Source organism: Mycobacterium sp. ACS4331, from assembly GCF_001667265.1.
In the GTDB taxonomy this organism is placed as follows: domain Bacteria; phylum Actinomycetota; class Actinomycetes; order Mycobacteriales; family Mycobacteriaceae; genus Mycobacterium.
In genome coordinates this window covers 37666-57130 of record NZ_LZHW01000017.1, presented here as the reverse complement: position 1 = coordinate 57130, position 19465 = coordinate 37666, and the positions used below count along the sequence as shown (strand labels likewise).

Genomic DNA, 19465 nt, shown 5'->3' with positions numbered 1-19465 from the left:
CCCCCCCCCCCCCCCCCCCCCCCCCCCCCCCCCCCCCCCCCCCCCCCCCCCCGGGCGCCCCCCCCCCCCCCACCTCCCCCCCCCCCCCCCCCACGGCTGTTTTTTCAGGACTGCTCATGATGTTGACGCCGATGACCGCCCACGCCGCACCCACGACACCCGCCGAGGCCGGACTGGTCGAGGTGCACACCGTCGTCCCCGACGCGATCGTCGATCTGCGATACGCCACGGCCGACAACTTCGTCGGCCTCGCGCTGTACCCGGCGGACGCTCGCTGTCTGGTGCACGAAGCGCTTGCGCCCGGCCTGCGTACGGCCGCTGCTGCTCTGCGCCAGCAGGGCCGCCGACTGGTCTTCTGGGACTGCTACCGGCCGCATGAGGTTCAGGTTCGGATGTTCGAGGCCGTGCCGGACCCCAACTGGGTGGCCCGCCCGGGCGAGTCCGCCCGCAGCCACACCGCGGGCCGTTCGGTCGATGTGACGGTGGCTGATGCGTCGGGCCGTCTGCTCGACATGGGAACCGACTTCGACGACTTCTCACCCGTCGCGCACGCGTACGCCACCGAAGGTGTCAGCGCCGCACAGCAGGCCAACCGCACGATGTTGCGGGAGGCGATGGCCAGTGGCGGGCTGACGGTGTACTCGGGTGAGTGGTGGCACTTCGACGGTCCGGAGGCGGACGTGCCGCGGCCTCTGCTCAACGTCCCCCTGGTCTGACCGACGCCTCTTCGGCGCCTGGCTGACCCGGGGGACGTTGGCGCAGAGCCTATTTCGTCAGAGTGAACTGGTGCACGCTGGTGTGGCCGACGCGGAACAGGTTCACGCAGCCGTTGAGGTACTTGTCGTACCGGTCGTAGACGACCTGGCCCTGCAGGGCGATCGCCTCCTCCTTGTGCGCCTCGAGCTGCTCGGCCCAGCCCTGCAGCGTCCGCACGTAGTGCGGGCCGATCTCATGGGTGCGGGCGATGCCGAAGCCCGCCTTCGACGCGTGCTCGTGGACCTTCTCGACCGACGGCAGGCGGCCACCCGGGAAGATCTCGGTCATGATGAACTTCGCGAACCGAGCCAACTCGAAGGTCATCGGCAAACCGAGTTCCTTGGCGCGCCGCATGTCGAATCCGGTGATGGTGTGCAGCAGCATCACACCGTCGTCGGGCAGCGCGTCGTAGGCCATGTTGAAGAAGTCGTCATAACGCTCGAAACCGAAGTGCTCGAACGCGCCGATCGACACGATCCGATCGACCTTGTCGTCGAACTCCTCCCAGCCCTGCAGGCGGACTTCGACACTGCGTTCGGTCGGCACCTTGGCCAACTTCTCGATGGCGTACTTGCGCTGCTCGCCGGACAACGTCAGTCCGATCACATTCACGTCATACTTTTCGATGGCGCGCTGCATGCAGGCGCCCCAGCCGCAGCCGACGTCGAGCAGTGTCATTCCCGGCTCGAGTCCGAGCTTTCCCAGTGCCAGATCGAATTTCGCGATCTGAGCCTCATCGCCGGTCATGTCTTCGCGTTCGAAGTAACCGCACGTGTAACCCATTGTGGGCCCGAGGAACAACTCGTAGAACTCGTTCGAGATGTCGTAGATGGACTGTAGTTCTTCGTACTTCGGCTTCAATTTGGACATACTGGTGCAGACTCCAACCCACTAGTGATCTCAAGCACACGCTACTGGATTACGGGCACGACCGTACGCAGCGCGCCCAACAGAAGCGACCTCAGACTTTCTTCAACGTGAACTGACGCACGTCTATCGTCCCGTTGCGGAAGAGGTTGGCGCACCCGGTCAGATACTTCATGTACCGGTCGTAGACCTCCTGGGACTGGATCGCGATGGCCTCCTCGCGGTGGCTCTCCAGCGCGGCGGACCAGAGGTCGAGGGTGCGCGCGTAATGCGGCTGCAGGGACTGGATTCGCGCGACGTCGAAACCGCCTGCCGTGGCGTGCTCCTCGACCATGTCGCTCGACGGCAACCGGCCGCCGGGGAAGATCTCGGTGAGGATGAATTTGATGAACCGCGCCAGTTCGAAGGTCAGCGGGATGCCGAGGCTGGCGGCGTCCTTGGGTTTGAACGCCGTGATGGTGTGCAGCAGCATCACGCCGTCGGCGGGCAGTGCCTTGTAGGCCATGGTGAAGAAGTCGGCGTAGCGGTCGTGGCCGAAGTGCTCGAACGCGCCGATCGACACGATCCGGTCCACCGGCTCGTCGAACTGCTCCCACCCCTGCAGCAGCACCCGCTTGGACCGTTGGCTGGGGTTCGCGGCCAGCAGCGCCTCAGCGTGGTCCCGCTGGTTCCGGCTCAGCGTGAGCCCCACGACGTTGACGTCGTAGCGCTCCAGTGCGCGGTTGAGGGTCGCACCCCAACCGCAGCCGATGTCGAGCAGCGTCATCCCCGGCTGCAGCCCGAGCTTGCCCAGCGACAGGTCGATCTTGGCGAGCTGGGCCTCCTCAAGCGTCATGTCTTCGCGTTCGAAGTAGGCGCAGCTGTAGGTCTGCGACGGGTCCAGGAACAGCCGGAAGAAGTCATCCGACAGGTCGTAGTGCGCTTGGACGTCGTCGAAGTGTGGTTGTAGTGCTTTCGGCACAGGCGAGCTGCCTTCCAGGAAATGTGGAAGAGGCGGGCACACTGTTCCCCCCGAGGAACCTGATCCACCCCCAGGTATCTCCTCCATGGTTGAGGCGATTCGCGATCTCGGCAACGTGGGTTACCCCTACGTCAGAATTACGTCACAGGTCGAACGCGCCGGCGATTCAGGCCTGCGCGTAGGAAAACGTGAGGTCAAGCTGGTCGACGACGGGGTCCCACAGCGCCTCCGGGAGGTCGTGTCCCATTCCCGGAAACAGCACCAGGCGGGCTCCGGAAATGTTGTTGGCCACCGCGCGGCCCCCCGCGGGCCGCATCAGGCGGTCGGCGAGACCGTGGATGACGACCGTCGGCGCGTTGATCCGGCGGTCGTAGTGCCGCAGGCTCCCGCTGCCCGTGATCGCGCCGAACTGCCGGGCCACCCCGACCGGGTAGTGACATCGGTCGTAGGCCTCACCCGCATCGGCGCGGATGCGCTCCTCGGGTGTCGGATAGGCGGGGCTGCCGATGATCTTGGTGACCCGGACGGCGTTGTCGAGGATGACCTCACGCGGCGCCCCGACGGGCGGGCCCTTGATGACCGCGAACAGCGCGCGCGGGTCGGGTGGGGGCAGGGCGGCCTGGTTGTTGCTGGAGAAGATCACGCCCAGTGACGTGGTCCTGTGCGCGTGCCGGGCCGCCACCACCTGGGCGATCATGCCGCCCATCGACGCGCCGACGACGTGCGCGCGGTCGATGCCGAGGTGGTCGAGTACGGCCACCGCGTCGTCGGCCATGTCCTCGAGCGTGTAGACCGCGGGACTGCGCCGGCCCAGCACCGAACGGACCATGTTGGGGTACGCCGACCCGTCGATGCGCTGACCGTCGAGCTTGCTCGACAGACCCACGTCGCGGTTGTCGAAGCGGATCACGCGCAGGCCGCGCGCGATCAGCTTCTCGCAGAAACCCTTGCGCCACAACAGAAGCTGTGCACCCAGCCCCATGATCAGCAGGACCGCCGGATCGCTCGGGTCGCCCATGTCCTCGTAGTGGATCTCGAGGTCCCCGGACCGGGCGACGCCGGCGCGCACCGGGGTCTGCATCAAGCCTCGACCTCGCTGTCGGTGATGCTGTCGGCGTTCTGGTGTTCGCGGCTGACCTCGACCATGAAATTGGCGAAGTACCCCGAGAACTGCGGGTCGCTCATCATCTGCCACCGCGGCGCGAGGAGTTTCATGTAGCGCTCGACATAGAGGAACTGCTTGCCGATCAGCACGAGTTCGCGGGGCAGTTTGACGTCGTAGGCCTCGGCCAGCGTCGACAGCTGCCGGCCGATGTCGGCGTAGGACATGTCCCCGAGCGTCTTCATGGTCAGCGGTTCGGCGAACGCCTGAAGGTCCTTGGCGGCCTGCTTCTCGGGTTTGACCGTGCCCACCGCCCCCAGCAGCACCACGATCTTTCCGGCGGCCGCGTGGTCCTTCTTGACCAGCAGCGCGTAGATGAGCTCACGCAGCAGCCAACGGGTGCGCGGATCGATCCGGCCCATGATGCCGAAGTCGAGGAACACGATCCTGCCCTGCTCGTCGACCAGTAGGTTGCCGGCGTGCAGGTCGCCGTGGAACAGGCCGTGCCGCAGACCGCCCTCGAACGTCGAGAACAGCAGGGCCTTCACCAGTTCGGTGCCGTCGAAACCCTGTTGGCGGATCGCGGCCACGTCATCGATGCGTACACCGTGCACGCGCTCCATGGTCAGCACGCGCTGGGTGGTGAAGTCCCAATGCACGTCGGGCACCTTGATGTTGCGGCCCAGCGGCGACGCGTGCAGATGGCTGACCCAGGCCTCCATCGACTGTGCCTCGATGCGGAAGTCGAGTTCCTCGGCGAGGTTGTCGGAGAAGTCGGCCACCACGTCCTGCGCGGACAGCCGACGGCCCAGCTTGGCGACCTCCACCAGTTGCGCGAAGCGCTTGAGGATCTGCAGGTCTGCGGCGACTCGCCGACGGATGCCGGGACGCTGGATCTTGACCACCACGTCCTCGCCGCTGTGCAGTGTCGCAAAGTGCACCTGGGCGATGGAGGCCGACGCGAACGGCCGCTCCTCGAAGTGCTTGAAGAGGTTCTTGGGCTCGTCGCCCAACTCCTCCTTGAAGAGGCGGTGCACCTCCTGCGGGTCGGCCGGCGGCACGGCGTCGAGCAGCGTGCGGAACTCGCGGGAGAGCGGTTCGCCGAAGGCACCCGGGCTCGAGGCGATGATCTGGCCGAACTTGACGTAGGTGGGGCCGAGGTCGGCGAAGGTCTGCGGGATCTCCTTGATGACCTTCATCTGCCACGAGCCTCGGGCCGGCAGTCTGGTGACGACACGCGCGGTGGTGCGGGTGAGCTGCCAACCCGTCACGCCGATTCGGGCGGCCTCGACCGGCAACGGCACCCGGTCCAGTCTGGCCACCTCCCGGTGATTTCTGGTTGAACTCATTGTTGTAGTGTGCCAAACCCGCGGAGTTCTGCTCAAAAGCAGCGTGCGTTCCCACCGGCGTGACCCGTGTCTCTGATCTGCTTCCTCAGCCGCGGGGCGCGACGGGCTCCTTGCCCCACGGCGTCAGCCACGGTGTGGGCTCCCAGTCCTCCAGGCCCGCGAGCAGTTCATACAGCGTCGCGCCGTCGATGGACTCCCGGATGATGTCGGCGTGCCCGGCATGCCGGGCCATCTCCTCGATCATGTGGAACAGCACCCAGCGCACGGACCACGCGTCGATCTCCTTGGGGAACCACGGCACATCCTGGGGAATCGGCACCGCAGCAGACAGATCCACGGAGTCGATCAACCGCACGGCCTCGGCGTTGACCGCTTCGAACCTCTCCAGGATGCCGGCCAGGGTCTCGTCAGAACCCATCACGAACTCGTCGGCGTACTGGGCCGCCTGCTCCTCCTGCGAGCGCTGATCGGCCGGCGCCAGTTCCGGTGCGGCGGCCACGCGCTCCATCCAGCCGCGCTGGCAGGACGTGACGTGTTTGATCAGCGCCCCGATGGACAGCGCGCTGACCGTCGGGGTGGAGCGGGCCTGTTCGTCGGTGAGTCCGAACGCCACGGCGCGGAAGGCGTGCTGCTGCGCGGCGATGTACTCCTTGAGGCCGGCACGTTCGTCGGCGATGGGCGGGGGCATGGCGGGCATGTCAGTTCTCCTGGGTGTGGGTGTGGGTATGCGTGTAAAGGTCTCGGAGCAGGGCGATTTCGGCGCCGTGGTGGATGACTTCGCGGTTGATGTGCAGCACCAGGTCGAGCATCGGGTAGTCGGCCCACGGTCCCTCGGCCGGTCCGATCGGGCGGCCCAGCGCCTCGTCGTCGAGCGCGCGGACCCCGGCGATCCAGTCCGAGTGGGCGGCATCCAGTTGGCTCAGGGCGGTGCCGGCGTCGGTGGCCCAGGGCCACGTCGCGTAATCGGCGGGTGGACCGCCGAAATGGTGGTGGGCGCGCACCGCGAGCACGCCGACGATGACATGTCCCAGCCGCCACGCGATCGTCGTGAACGGTGCGGGTTGGGGTGCGGGGTGGGTGAAGTCGATGGACCCGTCCGGATGCACGGTCCAGGCGCCGGGCACGGGCGCCCAGAGGTACTCATCGTCGGTGAGCCCGTCCAGACGAGGGCGCAACTGCTGCGCCCAGTGGTATTCGAGCTGGTCGACCAGGGATTTCGTGACGTCCAGTGCTGTCATATCACCACTCTGACACCCATTGCGGACAGTATCTGTCCTAGAAGTGCGCCATACTCGGAGAATGGCGGAGACCACCGCACGCATCCTGCAGCTTCTCGGCCTGCTGCAGTCCCGCCGGGTCTGGACCGGGGGAGAGCTGGCCGAACGCCTCGGCGTGACCGGCCGCAGCGTGCGCCGAGACATCGAACGGTTGCGGGAGCTGGGCTATCCGGTGCAGGCCAGCACCGGGCACGGCGGTGGCTACCAGTTGGGTGCGGGCGCGGCGCTGCCGCCGCTGCTGCTCGACGGCGACGAGGCCGTGGCGATGGCCGTCTGCCTGCGCCTGGCGGCGGGGGGAAGCGTCGCGGGGATCTCCGAGTCCGCCCTGCGCGCGCTGTCCAAACTGGACCAGGTGATGCCGTCGCGGCTGCGCTCACAGGTCGCCGCGGTGCACGACAGCACCGTGACGCTGACCAACGGTGTCGAGGCGACGGTCGATCCCGAAACGCTGATGACCCTGGCGCGGGCGTGCCGCGACCACGAGCACATCGACCTGCAGTACACGGCTTTCGCCGGTGAGATCACCCAACGCAGACTCGAGCCCTACCAGCTGGTGACCACGGGCCGGCGTTGGTACCTGCTGGCCTTCGACCGTGACCGCCACGACTGGCGCACGCTGCGGCTGGACCGCATGGGCGACGTCACCGCGCGGGGGACGACGTTCGTCCCGCGCGCGGCGCCCGACGCGGCGGCCTACGTCAGCCGGGCGATCAGCAGTTCGTCCTACCGGCACATCGCCCGGGTGCGCTTCCACTGCTCGGCAGATGTTGTCGCGCAGCACTTCTCGCCGTCGGCGGTGACGATCGAAGTCGAAGGTCCCGAGTCGTGCCTGGTCACCACAGGCGCCGACGATCCCGAGCGCATGGTTCTGTGGCTCGCGCTCGTGGGCGCGGACTTCGAGATCCTGGAACCGCCGGAGGTGATCGCCGCGGCGGGGGCCGTGGCCCGGCGGTTGGCGCGCATCCCGACCTAACGGGCGGCGGCCGCCGGGGTGTCGGTGGCCAGCCAGGCCGTCGTCGCGAGCACCAGCGCCTGGATGCCGACGTCCAGGGTGGGCTCGATGACCGGTGCGAAGTGCGGCGAGTGGTTGACCGGGATGTCCTGGGAGACAGCGCCGCCCTCGGTCGCGGCCCGGAACTGGGCGGGGTCGGCGCCGCCGAACCCCCAGTAGGTGTACGGCGCGCCCAGCGCCCTTGGAATCTCGCTGAAGTCCTCGCTGCCGGTGCCCTGCGGCATCTGCCAGCACCGGTCGCCGAAGAAGCCGGTGAACGCCGCGGTGACGCGGCTGGTGGCGGCGACGTCGTTGTCGGTCAAGGGGAACTGGCCGAACATCTCGAACTCGGGTTCAGCCGGTGATCCCGACGCCGCACATTCGGCGCGCACGATGCGCTGCACCGCGGCGAGGATCGTGCTGCGCGTCTGTTCGCTGTAGGTGCGGATGTTCAACTGCAGCACGGCCCGGTCCGGGATCACATTGCTGGCGCTGCCGGCCTCGATGCTGCCCACGGTGAGCACCGCGGCTTCGGTGGGGGCGACCTCGCGGGAGATGACGGTCTGCAGCCGGATGACGATCATCGACGCGAGCACGACCGGATCGACCGACGCCTGGGGCATCGACCCGTGCGCACCGCGCCCGTGCACGGTGATCCGCATGCTGTCGGCGCAGGCCATGAACGGTCCGGCGTGGACACCGACGGTGCCGGCCGGGATCGGGAACACATGCTGGGCCAGTGCCACGTCGACCGGGGTCGGCACCACGTCGGCCAGCCCGTCGGCCACCATCCCGCGGGCTCCGTCGGCGGTCTCCTCAGCGGGCTGGAACAGCGTCACCAGCGTGCCCGACCACACGTCGGTGCGGTCTGCCATCAGCTGCGCCGCACCCAGCAGCGCCGCCACATGCGCGTCGTGCCCGCACGCATGCATCACCGGCACCTCATGTCCGTCGGCGTCGGTGCCGTGCACCGTGCTGGCATACGGCAGGCCGGTGGCCTCCTGAACGGGAAGGGCGTCCATGTCCGCGCGCACCAGCACCGTGGGACCACTGCTGTTGGCCAGCACACCCACCACCCCGGTGCCGCCGACCCCGGTGTGGACGTCGAGACCGCCGGCGCGGAGTCGGTCGGCGACGATGCCCGCGGTGCGGAACTCCTGATGGGAGAGCTCCGGATGCCGGTGCAGGTCGATGTAGGTGTCCCGGACCCAGTCGCGGACCCCGTCGAGACCCTTGAGCACCTCCGTGGCGGCCGCCCCGGAACTCCTCCGCTGTTCAGACTCGGTCATGGGGTCCCCCTCGGATAGGCGGCGCGACAGTCAGCGCAGGTGTGGACGCCGCAGGCCGCCATCGCGTCGTCTCGCCGATGACGAATGCCATCGCAGGCGCAGCAGCAGAATCCGTCGATGCGCCTGCCAGCCCATCGACAACGGGTCTCGCCACGGTGCCCTGCGCTCGCCGCTGTACTGCATGTCCTCACTCACAATGACTCCACTGTGGCACGGGCTCTCGAGGTTGGCATGCCGTCCAGGTCAGCGGGGTGTGAACTGTTGCCGAACAGTGGCGGTGCGTTGACCCGCGCGGATCCGCGGCGTGTCTTGCCCCGGACTCGCACCGCGCTGTCGCGGATGCGGCGATAGTTGGGGGCATGTCTCTGTCGGTGACCTCCGCGGAGTCCACAGAGTTGTTCGTCGGGACCGAGGATGCGCCCCGGCAGGTGGTGCGCGTCGGCTACACCGGCGCCACCCACGCCACCCCGGTGCGGGTCACCGGCGCCGGGTTGACCAGCGAGGAGGTGCTCACCGGTGTGGGCGACGGTGTCGTCGAAGTCGGTGTCCTGCTGGCCGACGACGCCGCCGTGGGACGGCGCAGGGCCGCCGTCGTCCACGGGGGTGATGCCGGGTTCGAGTTCACCTTCGTCGACGCCGAACCCGGGTGGACGATGTTCATGGTCAGCCACTTCCACTACGACCCGGTGTGGTGGAACACCCAGGCCGCCTACACCAGCGAGTGGACCGAGGACCCGCCCGGTCGCGCCCGGCAGACCAACGGCTTCGAACTGGTGTCCGCCCACCTTGAGATGGCGCGCCGCGACCCCGACTACAAGTTCGTGCTGGCCGAGGTCGACTACCTCAAACCGTATTGGGACACCCACCCCCAGGACCGGGATGACCTGCGCCGGCTTGTGCGCCAGGGCCGCGTCGAGATCATGGGCGGCACGTACAACGAGCCCAACACCAACCTCACCAGCCCCGAGACCGCGATCCGGAACTTCGTGGCGGGCATCGGATTTCAGCGCGACATCCTCGGCGCCGAGCCGTCGACGGCCTGGCAGCTGGATGTGTTCGGCCACGATCCGCAGTTCCCCGGGATGGCCGCCGACGCCGGGCTGACGTCGAGTTCCTGGGCGCGTGGCCCGCACCACCAGTGGGGGCCGATGGCCGGCGACGGCGACCCCGAACGCATGCAGTTCGCCAGTGAGTTCGAGTGGATCGCACCGTCGGGAGTCGGCCTGCTCACCCACTACATGCCCGCGCACTACTCGGCGGGATGGTGGATGGACTCGTCGACGACGCTGGCCGAGGCCACCGCGGCGACCTGGGAGCTGTTCCGCGGCCTGAAGAAGGTCGCCGCCACCCGCAATGTGCTGCTGCCCGTCGGCACCGACTACACGCCACCGAACAAGTGGGTCACCGAGATCATGCGCTTCTGGGCGGCGCGGTACTGCTGGCCGAAGTTCGTGTGCGCACTGCCGCGCGAGTTCTTCGCCGCGGTGCGCGCCGAACTGGACGCACGGGGTGCCGCGGCCTCGCCACAGACCCGGGACATGAACCCGATCTACACCGGCAAGGACGTGTCGTTCATCGACACCAAGCAGGCCAACCGCGCCGCCGAGGCCGCGGTGCTCGACGCCGAGAGGTTCGCGGTGTTCGCGCATCTTCTCGCCGGCGTCGAGTACCCCGAACCCGCCTTCGCCAAGGCCTGGGTGCAGTTGGCGTACGGTGCACACCACGACGCGATCACCGGGTCGGAGTCCGACCAGGTCTACCTCGACCTGCTCACCGGATGGCGCGACGCCTGGGAGATCGGCAGCACCGCCCGCGACCGGGCGCTCGCGGTGCTCACCGAGACGCTCGGAGGCGGACCGGTGACTGTGTGGAATCCCCTGGCGCACAACCGGACCGATGTGGTCACGTTGCACGTGACGGAACCGGGGCCGACCCGTGTCATCGACGATGCGGGTCGGGACGTCCCCGTGCTGGTCGAGGACGACGGCCACACCCTGACATGGCTGGCGCGCGACGTGCCCGCACTGGGCTGGCGCTCCTATCGTCTCGCGGCGGGACGGGATGTCGCGGCGTGTTCCTGGCGACCGCGCGACGGCGTCGGAATCGCCAACGCGCACCTGGCGATTCGCGTCGACCCGGCCCGCGGCGGCGGCGTGGTCTCGGTGCGCAGGGCGGGCTCCGAGTGGGTGGCGCCGGGACGAGTGGCCAACGAACTGGCGGTGTACGAGGAGTATTCGGCCCACCCACAGGCCGGCGAGGGCCCGTGGCATCTGCTGCCCAGAGGTCCCGTCGTGGGTTCGGGGGACGGCGTTGCGGAGGTCAGTGCCCACGAGTGTGCGATCGGGCAGCGCCTCGTGGTGCACGGCCGGATCGAGGGTCTGTTGCGGTACACCCAGACGCTGACACTGTGGGACGGCATCGACCGTGTCGACTGCCGGACCACGATCGACGAGTTCACCGGGTCCGACCGCCTGCTGCGCCTGCGCTGGCCCCTGCCGATCCCCGGCGCGGTGCCGGTCAGCGAGGTCGGCGATGCCGTGATCGGCCGCGGGTTCGGTCTGCTGCACCAGCCCGGATCCACGGACTCGGTGGACACCGCGGTGCACCCGTGGACCCTGGAGAACCCCGCCCACGGCTGGTTCGGGCTGTCCTCGGCCGTCCGAATCAGGCTGGGGGACAGCGGTACCCACGCCGTCGCGGTCGCCGAGGTGGTGACGCCCGCCGGCACCGAGTCCGCGGGCCTGGCGCGCGAGGTGCTGGTGGCGCTGGTGCGGGCGGGAGTCACCGCGACCTGCTCGGGTGCGGACCGGCCCCGGTACGGGCACCTCGACGTGGACTCCAACCTGCCGGACACCCGCATCGCCATCGGCGGACCCGACCGCAACGCCTTCACCGCGGCCGTGCTGGCCGCCGCGGGCCCCGGGGCCGCCGCGCAGCTGCAGCGCCAGCTCGACGACTGCGGCACCGCGTGCGTGTTCGTGCCTCCGGCGGCCGCGCTGGCCGACGTGTGGGTGCCCGACGCCGATCTCCGTGCGGTGACCGCCCTCCCGGTGCTGATCATCGCGGGCCGCGACGATCAGCTGCTGGCCCAGGCCGTCGCGGCGGTCGCGGCCGATCTCGAGGACTCTGAGATCGCCGTGCCGTCCCAGGCGGGCGTGGTCGGCGTGCCGTTCGAACACCGCACCGCGGCCCTGCTGAACCGCGGTGTGCCCAGCTTTGCCGTCGACACCGAGGGAACGCTGCACACCTCGCTCCTGCGGTCGTGCACCGGATGGCCGTCGGGGGTGTGGACGACACACGAGAAGCGCACCGCGCCAGACGGTTCCAACTTCCAACTCCAGCACTGGTCGCACACCTTCGACTACGCCGTCATCGTTGCGGACGGCGATTGGCGCGAGGCGGGCCTTCCCCTGCGCAGCGCCGAGCACTCCCGCCCGCTGGTCGCGGTCGCCGGTGCGTCGTCGACCTCGTCGGCCCCACAGGGTTCGCTGTTGGGCGTCGACTCCCCAGCGGTCAATGTCGACGCGCTGAAACTGACCGGCAACCCGACGCCGTCGGGCCGATCCGGGGGTGCCCAGACCTGGGCCACGCTGCGCCTCGTCGAAACCCTGGGCCGCGACACGTCCTGGCACGTGACCTCCGATGTCGTCGACATCCAGGTGTTGGGCAGGGCTGACCTGCTCGAGCGGCTGACGGAGGGCCCGCGGGTGCCGGAATCGCTGCACGGCTACGAGATCGCGACCGTCGTCGCCGAACTCACGGCCGGTGAACGCGTCCGGCACAACGGTCCGCTGGCGCCCGAAGTCGAGGCCGCGCAACCGCTGTACGCGCGCTACTGGCTGCACAACCGCGGTCCAGCGCCGCTGGGTGGCCTGCCGGCCGTCGCGCATCTGCATCCGCATCGCGTGACCGCGACCGATGACGACCTGGTGCTGCGGCTGACCGTCGCCAGCGACTGCACGGACGCCGATGTGGCCGGTCGGATCGAGGTGGTCTGCCCGCCGGGATGGATCGCCACCCCGGGTGCTCTGCCGGTCCAGCTCAAGCCCGGTGCGCACCGCGAAGCACAGGTGCGCATCGCCGGACCCACGGCGGCGTCGCCGGGCTGGTATCCCGTTCGCGCCCAACTGACCCTGGACGGCGACATTCCGCGCCCGTGGCGCCAGACCGTCGAGGACGTCTGCCTGATCGCGGTCGGAGAGGACCGCGGCGACGTGCTGAGGTTGGAGTCGGAGCCGTCGGACGTGGTCGTCGCGCCCGGGTGCTCGCAACGGCTGACGGTCCGGGTCGGCACCGATGCGCATGCCGACCTGGCCGTCGAGGCTCATCTGATCAGCCCGTGGGGAACCTGGGAATGGCTGGGGCCCGCGGCGATCGGCGCGGTGCTGCCCGCCCGCGGCGGCGTGGACCTGGTGTTCGACGTCGCGCCGCCGGCGTGGGTTGCGCCCGGCCAGTGGTGGGCACTGGTCAGGGTGGCCGCCGCCGGTGAACTGCTCTACACCCCGGCGGTCAGGGTGGTGGTCCGATGAGTGCCGTGGCCGCGCATGTGGCCGGTGTGCCGGTGACGGTCGCCGACGTCGACCGCGGTGAAGCGCTGCTGCGCGACCATCAGCCGGCGGGCGCGCTGCCGCTGGCCGGCACCAGCGAAGGCAGGCAGTTGCGGCGCTGGCTGACCCAGCTGATCGTCACCGAACGCGTCGTCGCGATCGAGGCCGAGCGACTCGGCGTCGACACCGGGAAGGCCCCGGCTCTGGCCGCGATCCTGCCCGACGGCATCGCGCGTCATGAGGTGGGCAGCGTGACTGCCGCGGCGCTGTCCGACCCAGCCGCCCGCGCGCTGTTCGCGCACGTGACCCGCGATGTCACGGTCTCGGCGGAGGACATCGAGTCCTACCACCGCCGCAACCCCCTGCGGTTCGCGGTCGTCCGTGCGGGACCCGACGGCTGGGACGCGCCGCGCAGCGCACCGCCCCTGTCCCAGGTGCACACCGTCGTCCGCGAGCATCTGCTGGGCGCCGCGCGCCGGCACGCCTTCCGGTTGTGGCTGGACGGACGCCGCGACGAACTCGTCTGCCTCGCACCTGGATTCGAGCACCCTGGCGATCCCCGCCAACCCGACAACACCCACAGGCACTGATGACCGAACTGACACTTGCCCTCGACATCGGCGGAACCAAGATCGCCGCCGGACTCGTCGACCCCGACGGCACGCTGGTGGCCTCGCAGCAGCGGCCCACCCCGCGGGGCGGTGACCCCGAGGCCGCCTGGGCCGTGGTCTCCGCACTGCTGTCCGAGATGGCCGCGGGGACAACCGTGCGCGGTGTCGGCATCGCCTCGGCCGGGCCCATCGACCTGCCCGCCGGCGCCGTCTCGCCGATCAATGTTCCTGCCTGGCGCGGCTTCCCGATCCACGAGCGGGTGTCCGCGGCGGTGCCCGGCGTCCCGGTGCGGTTGGGTGGCGACGGGTTGTGCATGGCTCTGGGCGAACACTGGCGCGGTGCCGGACAGGGGGCGAGCTTCCTGTTGGGGATGGTCGTCTCGACCGGGATCGGCGGCGGCCTGGTGTTCGATGGCGTGCCGTATGACGGCCGGACCGGCAACGCCGGACATGTCGGACATGTGGTGGTGGATGTCGCGGGGGAGTCGTGTGCATGCGGCGGCCGGGGCTGCGTCGAGACGATCGCGAGCGGTCCCCACATGGCGGCCTGGGCGCGCGAGAACGGCTGGCAACCCGGCGGGGACGCCGACGCGGAGGCCCTGGCCGCCGACGCCGCCGCCGGCGACCCGGTGGCCCAGCGGGCCTTCGAACGGTCGGCGACGGCCCTGGCCGCGATGATCGCGTCGGTGGGCGCGGTGTGCGACCTCGACCTGGTGGTGATCGGTGGGGGCGTGGCGCGTTCGGGGCCGCTGCTGTTCGACCCGGTGCGGGCGGCGCTGGCGCGCTTCGCCGGCCTGAGCTTCATCGCGGACATCGCGGTGGTGCCGGCCGCGCTCGGCGGCGACGCGGGCCTCGTGGGTGCCGCGGCGCTGCTGCGCTGAGGCGGCCCGTTTTGGCTGATCGACCCACTTCGCGCTATGGTGGTCGACGATCCACCGAAGACCGTCGGTCACCGAGTAATCGGTTGAAGGTCCGGGAAACGTCCCGGCGGCCCACGCAGGAGGACGAGGCAAGAATCGCTGACCTGTGTCAGCAGCATTCCACGCCCCGCCGCGCCTGCGTCGGGGCGTCGTTCATTTCCGGGGTCCTTCGCCCGTGAGTTCGGAGCGCGTGGAGCGCAACCACACGACACCATCAGGAGGCATGCATGGCAAAGGCTGACAAGGCCACCGCCGTTGCAGAGATCACCGAGCAGTTCAAGGCCTCGACTGCGACCGTCGTGACCGAATATCGCGGTCTGACGGTGGCCAACCTGGCTGAACTGCGGCGCTCGCTCGGAGGCTCGGCCACCTACTCCGTCGCCAAGAACACGCTGGTCAAGCGTGCGGCGGCCGAGGCGGGCATCGAAGGTCTCGACGAGTTGTTCACCGGACCGACGGCGATCGCGTTCATCGAAGGTGAGCCGGTCGACGCCGCCAAGGCGCTCAAGAAGTTCTCGAAGGACAACAAGGCGCTGGTCATCAAGGGCGGCTACATGGAGGGCCGTCCGCTCACCGTCGCCGAGGTCGAGCAGATCGCCGATCTCGAGTCGCGTGAGGTGCTGCTGGCCAAGATGGCGGGCGCCATGAAGGCCAACCTGTCCAAGGCTGCGGCGCTGTTCAACGCTCCGGCCTCGCAGGTCGCCCGCCTCGCGGCGGCCCTGCAGGACAAGCGTGCGGCCGAAGGCGAGACCGCCGAGGCTCCCGCGGCAGAGGCCCCCGAGGCCGCTGCCGAATCTGCCGAGTGACACATCAGACCAACCACCCCTAACAAACACATCCAGGAAGGACCGCCAACATGGCAAAGCTCAGCACCGATGAACTGCTCGACGCGTTCAAGGAACTGACCCTGCTCGAGCTCTCGGAGTTCGTGAAGAAGTTCGAGGAGACCTTCGAGGTCACCGCGGCCGCCCCGGTCGCCGTTGCCGCTGCCCCCGCCGCCGGTGGTGGCGCTGCCGCCGAGGCCGCCGAGGAGCAGTCCGAGTTCGACGTCATCCTCGAGGGTGCCGGCGACAAGAAGATCGGCGTCATCAAGGTCGTCCGCGAGATCGTCTCCGGCCTGGGCCTCAAGGAGGCCAAGGACCTCGTCGACAGCGCTCCCAAGCCGCTGCTCGAGAAGGTCGCCAAGGAGGCCGCCGAGGACGCCAAGGCCAAGCTCGAGGCCGCCGGCGCCACGGTCACCGTCAAGTAGTTCGCTCTCGACAGAATCCCCGGAGATCCCCGCGATCTCCGGGGATTCTGCTGTCTGGGGGTCTAGAGGCGGGCGACCATGGCGGCCTGCGAGGCCTGCAGGGCCTCGGGGGTGTCGCCGAGGGCCAGCAGGGTGTTGGCCGTCATCGCCCCGAGCACCGGTCCGACCGCCGTCCCGTCTCCGCCGTAGTAACCCGCCAGCTCCAGCATCACGAAGCCGTGCACCAGGCTCCAGAACTGGGCCGCGGTCGCCACCACCGACGCGTCGTCCTCCGCGTCGCCGACGATGCGCCCGGCCTGCACGCAGCGGTGCACGTTGCGGACGACGTGCGCGAGGCTGGGATGGTGCACGGTGATCTCGTCGACGGACAGCGTCAGCACATTGCGGGTCGGGGCGTTGATGCCGTGCGCGCTGGTGCTGCCGAACATCAGCCGGTACAGGTGGGGGCGCCGGTTGGCGAACCTCCGATAGGCCGCCCCACACACCAGCAGGTCGGCGACGGGGTCGTCGGACGGCGGCGTGGTCAGGGCGGCGTCGAACTGCCGCAGGCCCTCCTCGGCCACGGCGGCGATCAGGCCGCGCATGCCGCCGAAGTGCGTGTAGACCGCCATGGTGGAGGTGCCGCCTGCCGCGGCGACCCTGCGGACCTGCAGCGACTCGGGGCCGTGGTCGTCGAGCAGTCCCACGGCGGCGCGCAGAAGCTCCTCGCGCACGCTGGGCGCAGTCTTGGCCGAATCCATCGTTGTGATCCTCCCACGATGCGCGTAGCCTCCTGATAACACCGTCATAACAGTGTTATACGCCGAGGGGGCTTGATCAACATGACCGCAGTGGAACCCACCGACGACGTCGCCAACCCGTATCTGCAGGGGTTTCTCGCGCCCGTGCGAACCGAGGTCACCGCGACCGATCTCAAGATCACCGGAACGGTCCCGGAGCACCTGCACGGCAGGTATCTCCGCAACGGGCCCAACCCGGTCGCCGAGGTGGACCCGGCGGCCTATCACTGGTTCTCCGGCGACGCCATGGTGCACGGTCTGTCCCTGCGGGACGGCGCCGCGCAGTGGTACCGCAATCGCTGGGTGCGAACGCCGTCGGTGTCACGGAAGTTGGGTGAGGCCCGAATCGCCGCGCTCGACCCGCGGGCCGGCATGCTGTCGGTCGGCCCGAACACCAACGTGCTGACCCACGCCGGTCAGACGCTGGCGTTGGTCGAGGGCGGCGGCGCGCAGTATCGCCTCACCGAGGAACTCGACACCATCGGCACGTGCGACTTCGACGGCACGTTGTACGGCGGCTACACCGCCCATCCCCATCGTGATCCCAAAACAGGTGAGCTGCATGCCATCTCGTATTCATTCGCGCGTGGTCGCACAGTGCAGTACTCGGTGATCGACGCTGCGGGCCGGACCCGTCGCACGGTCGACATCAGCGTGTCGGGATCGCCGATGATGCACGACTTCTCGCTCACCGACAAGTACGTGGTCATCTACGACCTGCCCGTCACCTTCGACCCCGGCGAGGTGGTTCCCGTGACCGTGCCGAAGTGGCTGCGCGCGCCCGCGCGCATGGTGGTCTCGGCGCTCGCCGGCCGGGTCAAGGTGCCCGGGCCCATCGCGGCGCGGATCAACGCCGACACCCACCCCATCTCCGCGCTGCCGTTCGCCTGGAACGAGTCCTATCCCGCCCGCATCGGCGTGATGCCGCGCGAGGGGGGCGACGACCAGGTCCGCTGGTTCGACATCGAACCCTGCTACGTGTTCCATCCGCTCAACGCCTACAGCGAGGACCGCGACGGGCATGAGGTGCTGGTGCTCGACGTCGTCCGTCACGGCCGGATGTTCGACAGGGACCGCCGCGGCCCGGGGGAGGGGCACCCCACCCTGGACCGCTGGGAGATCGACCTGACCACCGGGGCCGTGCGCGCCGACCGCCGCGACGACCGCGAGCAGGAGTTTCCCCGGATCAACGAGTCGCTGACCGGCTCGCGGCACCGCTACGGCTACACCGTGGGCACCGAGAACACGTTCGGCGGGGGCGTCACGCGGACCGCGGTCTACAAACACGACTACGCGACCGGTGCCACGTCTGTCGCGCCGCTGGAGAGCCGCCTGCTGGTCGGGGAGATGTCGTTCGTGCCCAATCCCGGCTCGCGTGCCGAGGACGACGGTGTTCTCATGGGGTTCGGGCACGACCTGGACGCCGACGAGGGGCAGCTGGTGATTCTGGACGCCCAAAGCCTCGAAACGGTCGCCCGCGTGCATCTACCGCAACGCGTTCCGATGGGTTTCCACGGAAACTGGTGCCCGGCGTAGTCACAGCACTGACACAAAGGGAGTGTCAGAAACGGCCATAGGTTACAGTGACTCAAACCACAGGCCGTGGCTTGTGGTCACCCCGGGTATATAGGTGGAAGGATCTTCGCGTGGGCATTGGTATCCAGGTTGAGGGACTGACGAAGTCGTTCGGTTCCCAGCGAATCTGGGAAGACGTCACCCTGGACATCCCCGCCGGCGAAGTCAGCGTGCTCCTGGGGCCGTCGGGTACCGGTAAGTCGGTCTTCCTGAAGTCCCTGATCGGTCTGCTGCGCCCCGAGCGGGGCAAGATCATCGTCGACGGCACGGACATCATCCAGTGCTCGGCCAAGGAGCTCTACGAGATCCGCACGCTGTTCGGCGTGATGTTCCAGGACGGCGCGCTGTTCGGCTCGATGAACATCTACGACAACACCGCGTTCCCGCTGCGTGAGCACACCAAGAAGAAGGAGAGCGAGATCCGTGACATCGTCATGGAGAAGCTCGACATGGTGGGTCTGGCCGGCGATGAGAACAAGTTCCCGGGCGAGATCTCGGGCGGTATGAAGAAGCGTGCCGGCCTGGCCCGCTCGCTGGTTCTCGACCCGCAGATCATCCTCTGCGACGAGCCGGACTCCGGTCTGGACCCGGTGCGTACCGCGTACCTCTCGCAACTGCTGATCGACATCAACGCCCAGATCGACGCCACGATCCTGATCGTGACGCACAACATCAACATCGCCCGCACCGTGCCGGACAACATGGGCATGCTGTTCCGCAAGCACCTGGTGATGTTCGGTCCCCGTGAGGTGCTGCTGACCAGCGAGGAGCCCGTCGTCAAGCAGTTCCTCAACGGTCGCCGCATCGGCCCCATCGGCATGTCCGAGGAGAAGGACGAGTCGACGATGGCCGAGGAGCAGGCCATGGCCGACGCCGGTCACCACGACGGCGGCGTCGAGGAGATCGAGGGCGTGCCCCCGCAGATTCAGGCCACCCCGGGTCTGCCCGAGCGCAAGGCCGTCGCCCGTCGTCAGGCCCGCGTGCGCGAGATCCTGCACACGCTGCCCCCGGCCGCCCAGGAGGCCATCCGCGACGACCTCGAGGGTGGGCACAAGTACCCGGTGCACCAGTTCGCCGACGACGCCACCGCGCGTCACCGCACCGACGACGAGGCGCCGACGGCCTCGATCCCGGTGCAGAGCGAGAGCTGACGGCCCCGTCCGACCAGAACGCGAGAGAAGCCGGCACCGAA

Annotated in this window: 18 protein-coding genes; 9 read left to right on the top strand and 9 right to left on the bottom strand. The window is 69.0% G+C overall.

Translation table 11 applies throughout. The annotated features are described in order from the left end of the window. The first annotated feature begins 116 nt into the window (after nucleotides 1-116). Nucleotides 117-716 (top strand): M15 family metallopeptidase, encoded by a 600-nt coding sequence (locus tag A5727_RS05835; RefSeq protein ID WP_082949621.1) that lies wholly within the window; start codon nucleotides 117-119, stop codon nucleotides 714-716. Between the two features lie 49 nt (nucleotides 717-765). On the opposite strand, the gene A5727_RS05830 is transcribed toward A5727_RS05835, so the two are convergent. The 6 genes from A5727_RS05830 to A5727_RS05805 form a co-directional block, all read right to left on the bottom strand. Then, nucleotides 766-1626 (bottom strand): cyclopropane mycolic acid synthase family methyltransferase, encoded by an 861-nt coding sequence (locus A5727_RS05830; protein WP_068246023.1) that lies wholly within the window; start codon nucleotides 1624-1626, stop codon nucleotides 766-768. A gap of 91 nt (nucleotides 1627-1717) precedes the next feature. Beyond that, entirely contained in the window at nucleotides 1718-2584 is an 867-nt protein-coding gene (locus tag A5727_RS05825; protein ID WP_068246020.1) for a cyclopropane mycolic acid synthase family methyltransferase, read from the bottom strand. 166 nt (nucleotides 2585-2750) lie between these two features. After that, a complete protein-coding gene (locus tag A5727_RS05820) occupies nucleotides 2751-3665 on the bottom strand; it encodes an alpha/beta fold hydrolase (RefSeq protein ID WP_068246017.1) in 915 nt (304 codons plus the stop codon). Further along, a complete protein-coding gene (locus A5727_RS05815) occupies nucleotides 3665-5035 on the bottom strand; it encodes an ABC1 kinase family protein (RefSeq protein ID WP_068246013.1) in 1371 nt (456 codons plus the stop codon). Before A5727_RS05815 ends, A5727_RS05820 begins: the two co-directional genes overlap by 1 nt. 85 nt (nucleotides 5036-5120) lie before the next feature. Then, on the bottom strand, nucleotides 5121-5732 hold the full coding sequence (locus tag A5727_RS05810; protein WP_068246010.1) for a DinB family protein: 612 nt from the start codon (nucleotides 5730-5732) through the stop codon (nucleotides 5121-5123). Between the two features lies 1 nt (nucleotide 5733). Further along, nucleotides 5734-6273 carry a DinB family protein gene (locus A5727_RS05805; RefSeq protein WP_157521239.1) on the bottom strand — a complete coding sequence of 180 codons (540 nt, stop codon included), beginning with the start codon at nucleotides 6271-6273 and terminating at the stop codon, nucleotides 5734-5736. A gap of 61 nt (nucleotides 6274-6334) precedes the next feature. Here A5727_RS05805 and A5727_RS05800 point away from each other — a divergent pair, with 61 nt between their 5' ends. Then, nucleotides 6335-7285 (top strand): helix-turn-helix transcriptional regulator, encoded by a 951-nt coding sequence (locus tag A5727_RS05800; RefSeq protein WP_068246007.1) that lies wholly within the window; start codon nucleotides 6335-6337, stop codon nucleotides 7283-7285. Here the strand turns inward: A5727_RS05800 and A5727_RS05795 are convergent. Together A5727_RS05795 and A5727_RS27335 are read right to left on the bottom strand one after the other, a co-directional pair. Further along, complete coding sequence (locus A5727_RS05795) at nucleotides 7282-8592, bottom strand: amidohydrolase (RefSeq protein ID WP_068246003.1); 1311 nt, start codon at nucleotides 8590-8592, stop codon at nucleotides 7282-7284. The two genes, A5727_RS05800 and A5727_RS05795, sit on opposite strands and share 4 nt — an antisense overlap. 30 nt (nucleotides 8593-8622) lie before the next feature. Continuing rightward, nucleotides 8623-8787, bottom strand: a complete 165-nt coding sequence (locus A5727_RS27335; protein ID WP_157521238.1) for a hypothetical protein — start codon at nucleotides 8785-8787, stop codon at nucleotides 8623-8625. 170 nt (nucleotides 8788-8957) lie between these two features. Between A5727_RS27335 and A5727_RS05790 the strand changes: the two genes are divergently transcribed. The 5 genes from A5727_RS05790 to rplL all read left to right on the top strand — a co-directional run bounded on the left by A5727_RS05790 (nucleotide 8958) and on the right by rplL (nucleotide 15919). Further along, nucleotides 8958-13121 carry a glycoside hydrolase family 38 N-terminal domain-containing protein gene (locus tag A5727_RS05790; protein WP_068246048.1) on the top strand — a complete coding sequence of 1388 codons (4164 nt, stop codon included), beginning with the start codon at nucleotides 8958-8960 and terminating at the stop codon, nucleotides 13119-13121. Continuing rightward, nucleotides 13118-13729: a DUF7158 domain-containing protein gene (locus A5727_RS05785; protein WP_068246002.1), complete on the top strand. Its 612-nt coding sequence runs from the start codon at nucleotides 13118-13120 to the stop codon at nucleotides 13727-13729. Before A5727_RS05790 ends, A5727_RS05785 begins: the two co-directional genes overlap by 4 nt. Beyond that, on the top strand, nucleotides 13729-14631 hold the full coding sequence (locus tag A5727_RS05780) for an ROK family protein (RefSeq protein ID WP_068246000.1): 903 nt from the start codon (nucleotides 13729-13731) through the stop codon (nucleotides 14629-14631). The genes A5727_RS05785 and A5727_RS05780 overlap by 1 nt, the downstream gene beginning before the upstream one ends. Before the next feature lie 266 nt (nucleotides 14632-14897). Next, nucleotides 14898-15476, top strand: a complete 579-nt coding sequence (gene rplJ, locus A5727_RS05775; RefSeq protein ID WP_068245998.1) for a 50S ribosomal protein L10 — start codon at nucleotides 14898-14900, stop codon at nucleotides 15474-15476. A gap of 50 nt (nucleotides 15477-15526) precedes the next feature. Then, nucleotides 15527-15919 (top strand): 50S ribosomal protein L7/L12, encoded by a 393-nt coding sequence (gene rplL, locus A5727_RS05770; RefSeq protein ID WP_068245996.1) that lies wholly within the window; start codon nucleotides 15527-15529, stop codon nucleotides 15917-15919. Between the two features lie 62 nt (nucleotides 15920-15981). Here rplL and A5727_RS05765 read toward each other — a convergent pair whose 3' ends face one another. Further along, complete coding sequence (locus tag A5727_RS05765) at nucleotides 15982-16659, bottom strand: TetR/AcrR family transcriptional regulator (RefSeq protein ID WP_068245994.1); 678 nt, start codon at nucleotides 16657-16659, stop codon at nucleotides 15982-15984. A gap of 81 nt (nucleotides 16660-16740) precedes the next feature. Here A5727_RS05765 and A5727_RS05760 point away from each other — a divergent pair, with 81 nt between their 5' ends. Together A5727_RS05760 and A5727_RS05755 are read left to right on the top strand one after the other, a co-directional pair. Next, nucleotides 16741-18234 (top strand): carotenoid oxygenase family protein, encoded by a 1494-nt coding sequence (locus A5727_RS05760; RefSeq protein ID WP_068246045.1) that lies wholly within the window; start codon nucleotides 16741-16743, stop codon nucleotides 18232-18234. 110 nt (nucleotides 18235-18344) lie between these two features. Next, nucleotides 18345-19424 carry an ABC transporter ATP-binding protein gene (locus tag A5727_RS05755; protein ID WP_068245992.1) on the top strand — a complete coding sequence of 360 codons (1080 nt, stop codon included), beginning with the start codon at nucleotides 18345-18347 and terminating at the stop codon, nucleotides 19422-19424. Nucleotides 19425-19465: the final 41 nt, after the last annotated feature.

What these genes read in the sequence shown, in the direction of transcription:
- A5727_RS05795 (WP_068246003.1), bottom strand. Translation starts at nt 8,592, where the DNA reads ATGACCGAGTCTGAACAGCGGAGGAGTTCCGGGGCGGCCGCCACGGAG.
- A5727_RS05765 (WP_068245994.1), bottom strand. Translation starts at nt 16,659, where the DNA reads ATGGATTCGGCCAAGACTGCGCCCAGCGTGCGCGAGGAGCTTCTGCGC.
- rplL (WP_068245996.1), top strand. Translation starts at nt 15,527, where the DNA reads ATGGCAAAGCTCAGCACCGATGAACTGCTCGACGCGTTCAAGGAACTG.
- A5727_RS05800 (WP_068246007.1), top strand. Translation starts at nt 6,335, where the DNA reads ATGGCGGAGACCACCGCACGCATCCTGCAGCTTCTCGGCCTGCTGCAG.
- rplJ (WP_068245998.1), top strand. Translation starts at nt 14,898, where the DNA reads ATGGCAAAGGCTGACAAGGCCACCGCCGTTGCAGAGATCACCGAGCAG.
- A5727_RS05835 (WP_082949621.1), top strand. Translation starts at nt 117, where the DNA reads ATGATGTTGACGCCGATGACCGCCCACGCCGCACCCACGACACCCGCC.
- A5727_RS05805 (WP_157521239.1), bottom strand. Translation starts at nt 6,273, where the DNA reads ATGACAGCACTGGACGTCACGAAATCCCTGGTCGACCAGCTCGAATAC.
- A5727_RS05760 (WP_068246045.1), top strand. Translation starts at nt 16,741, where the DNA reads ATGACCGCAGTGGAACCCACCGACGACGTCGCCAACCCGTATCTGCAG.
- A5727_RS05830 (WP_068246023.1), bottom strand. Translation starts at nt 1,626, where the DNA reads ATGTCCAAATTGAAGCCGAAGTACGAAGAACTACAGTCCATCTACGAC.
- A5727_RS05820 (WP_068246017.1), bottom strand. Translation starts at nt 3,665, where the DNA reads ATGCAGACCCCGGTGCGCGCCGGCGTCGCCCGGTCCGGGGACCTCGAG.
- A5727_RS05785 (WP_068246002.1), top strand. Translation starts at nt 13,118, where the DNA reads ATGAGTGCCGTGGCCGCGCATGTGGCCGGTGTGCCGGTGACGGTCGCC.
- A5727_RS05815 (WP_068246013.1), bottom strand. Translation starts at nt 5,035, where the DNA reads ATGAGTTCAACCAGAAATCACCGGGAGGTGGCCAGACTGGACCGGGTG.
- A5727_RS05780 (WP_068246000.1), top strand. Translation starts at nt 13,729, where the DNA reads ATGACCGAACTGACACTTGCCCTCGACATCGGCGGAACCAAGATCGCC.
- A5727_RS05810 (WP_068246010.1), bottom strand. Translation starts at nt 5,732, where the DNA reads ATGCCCGCCATGCCCCCGCCCATCGCCGACGAACGTGCCGGCCTCAAG.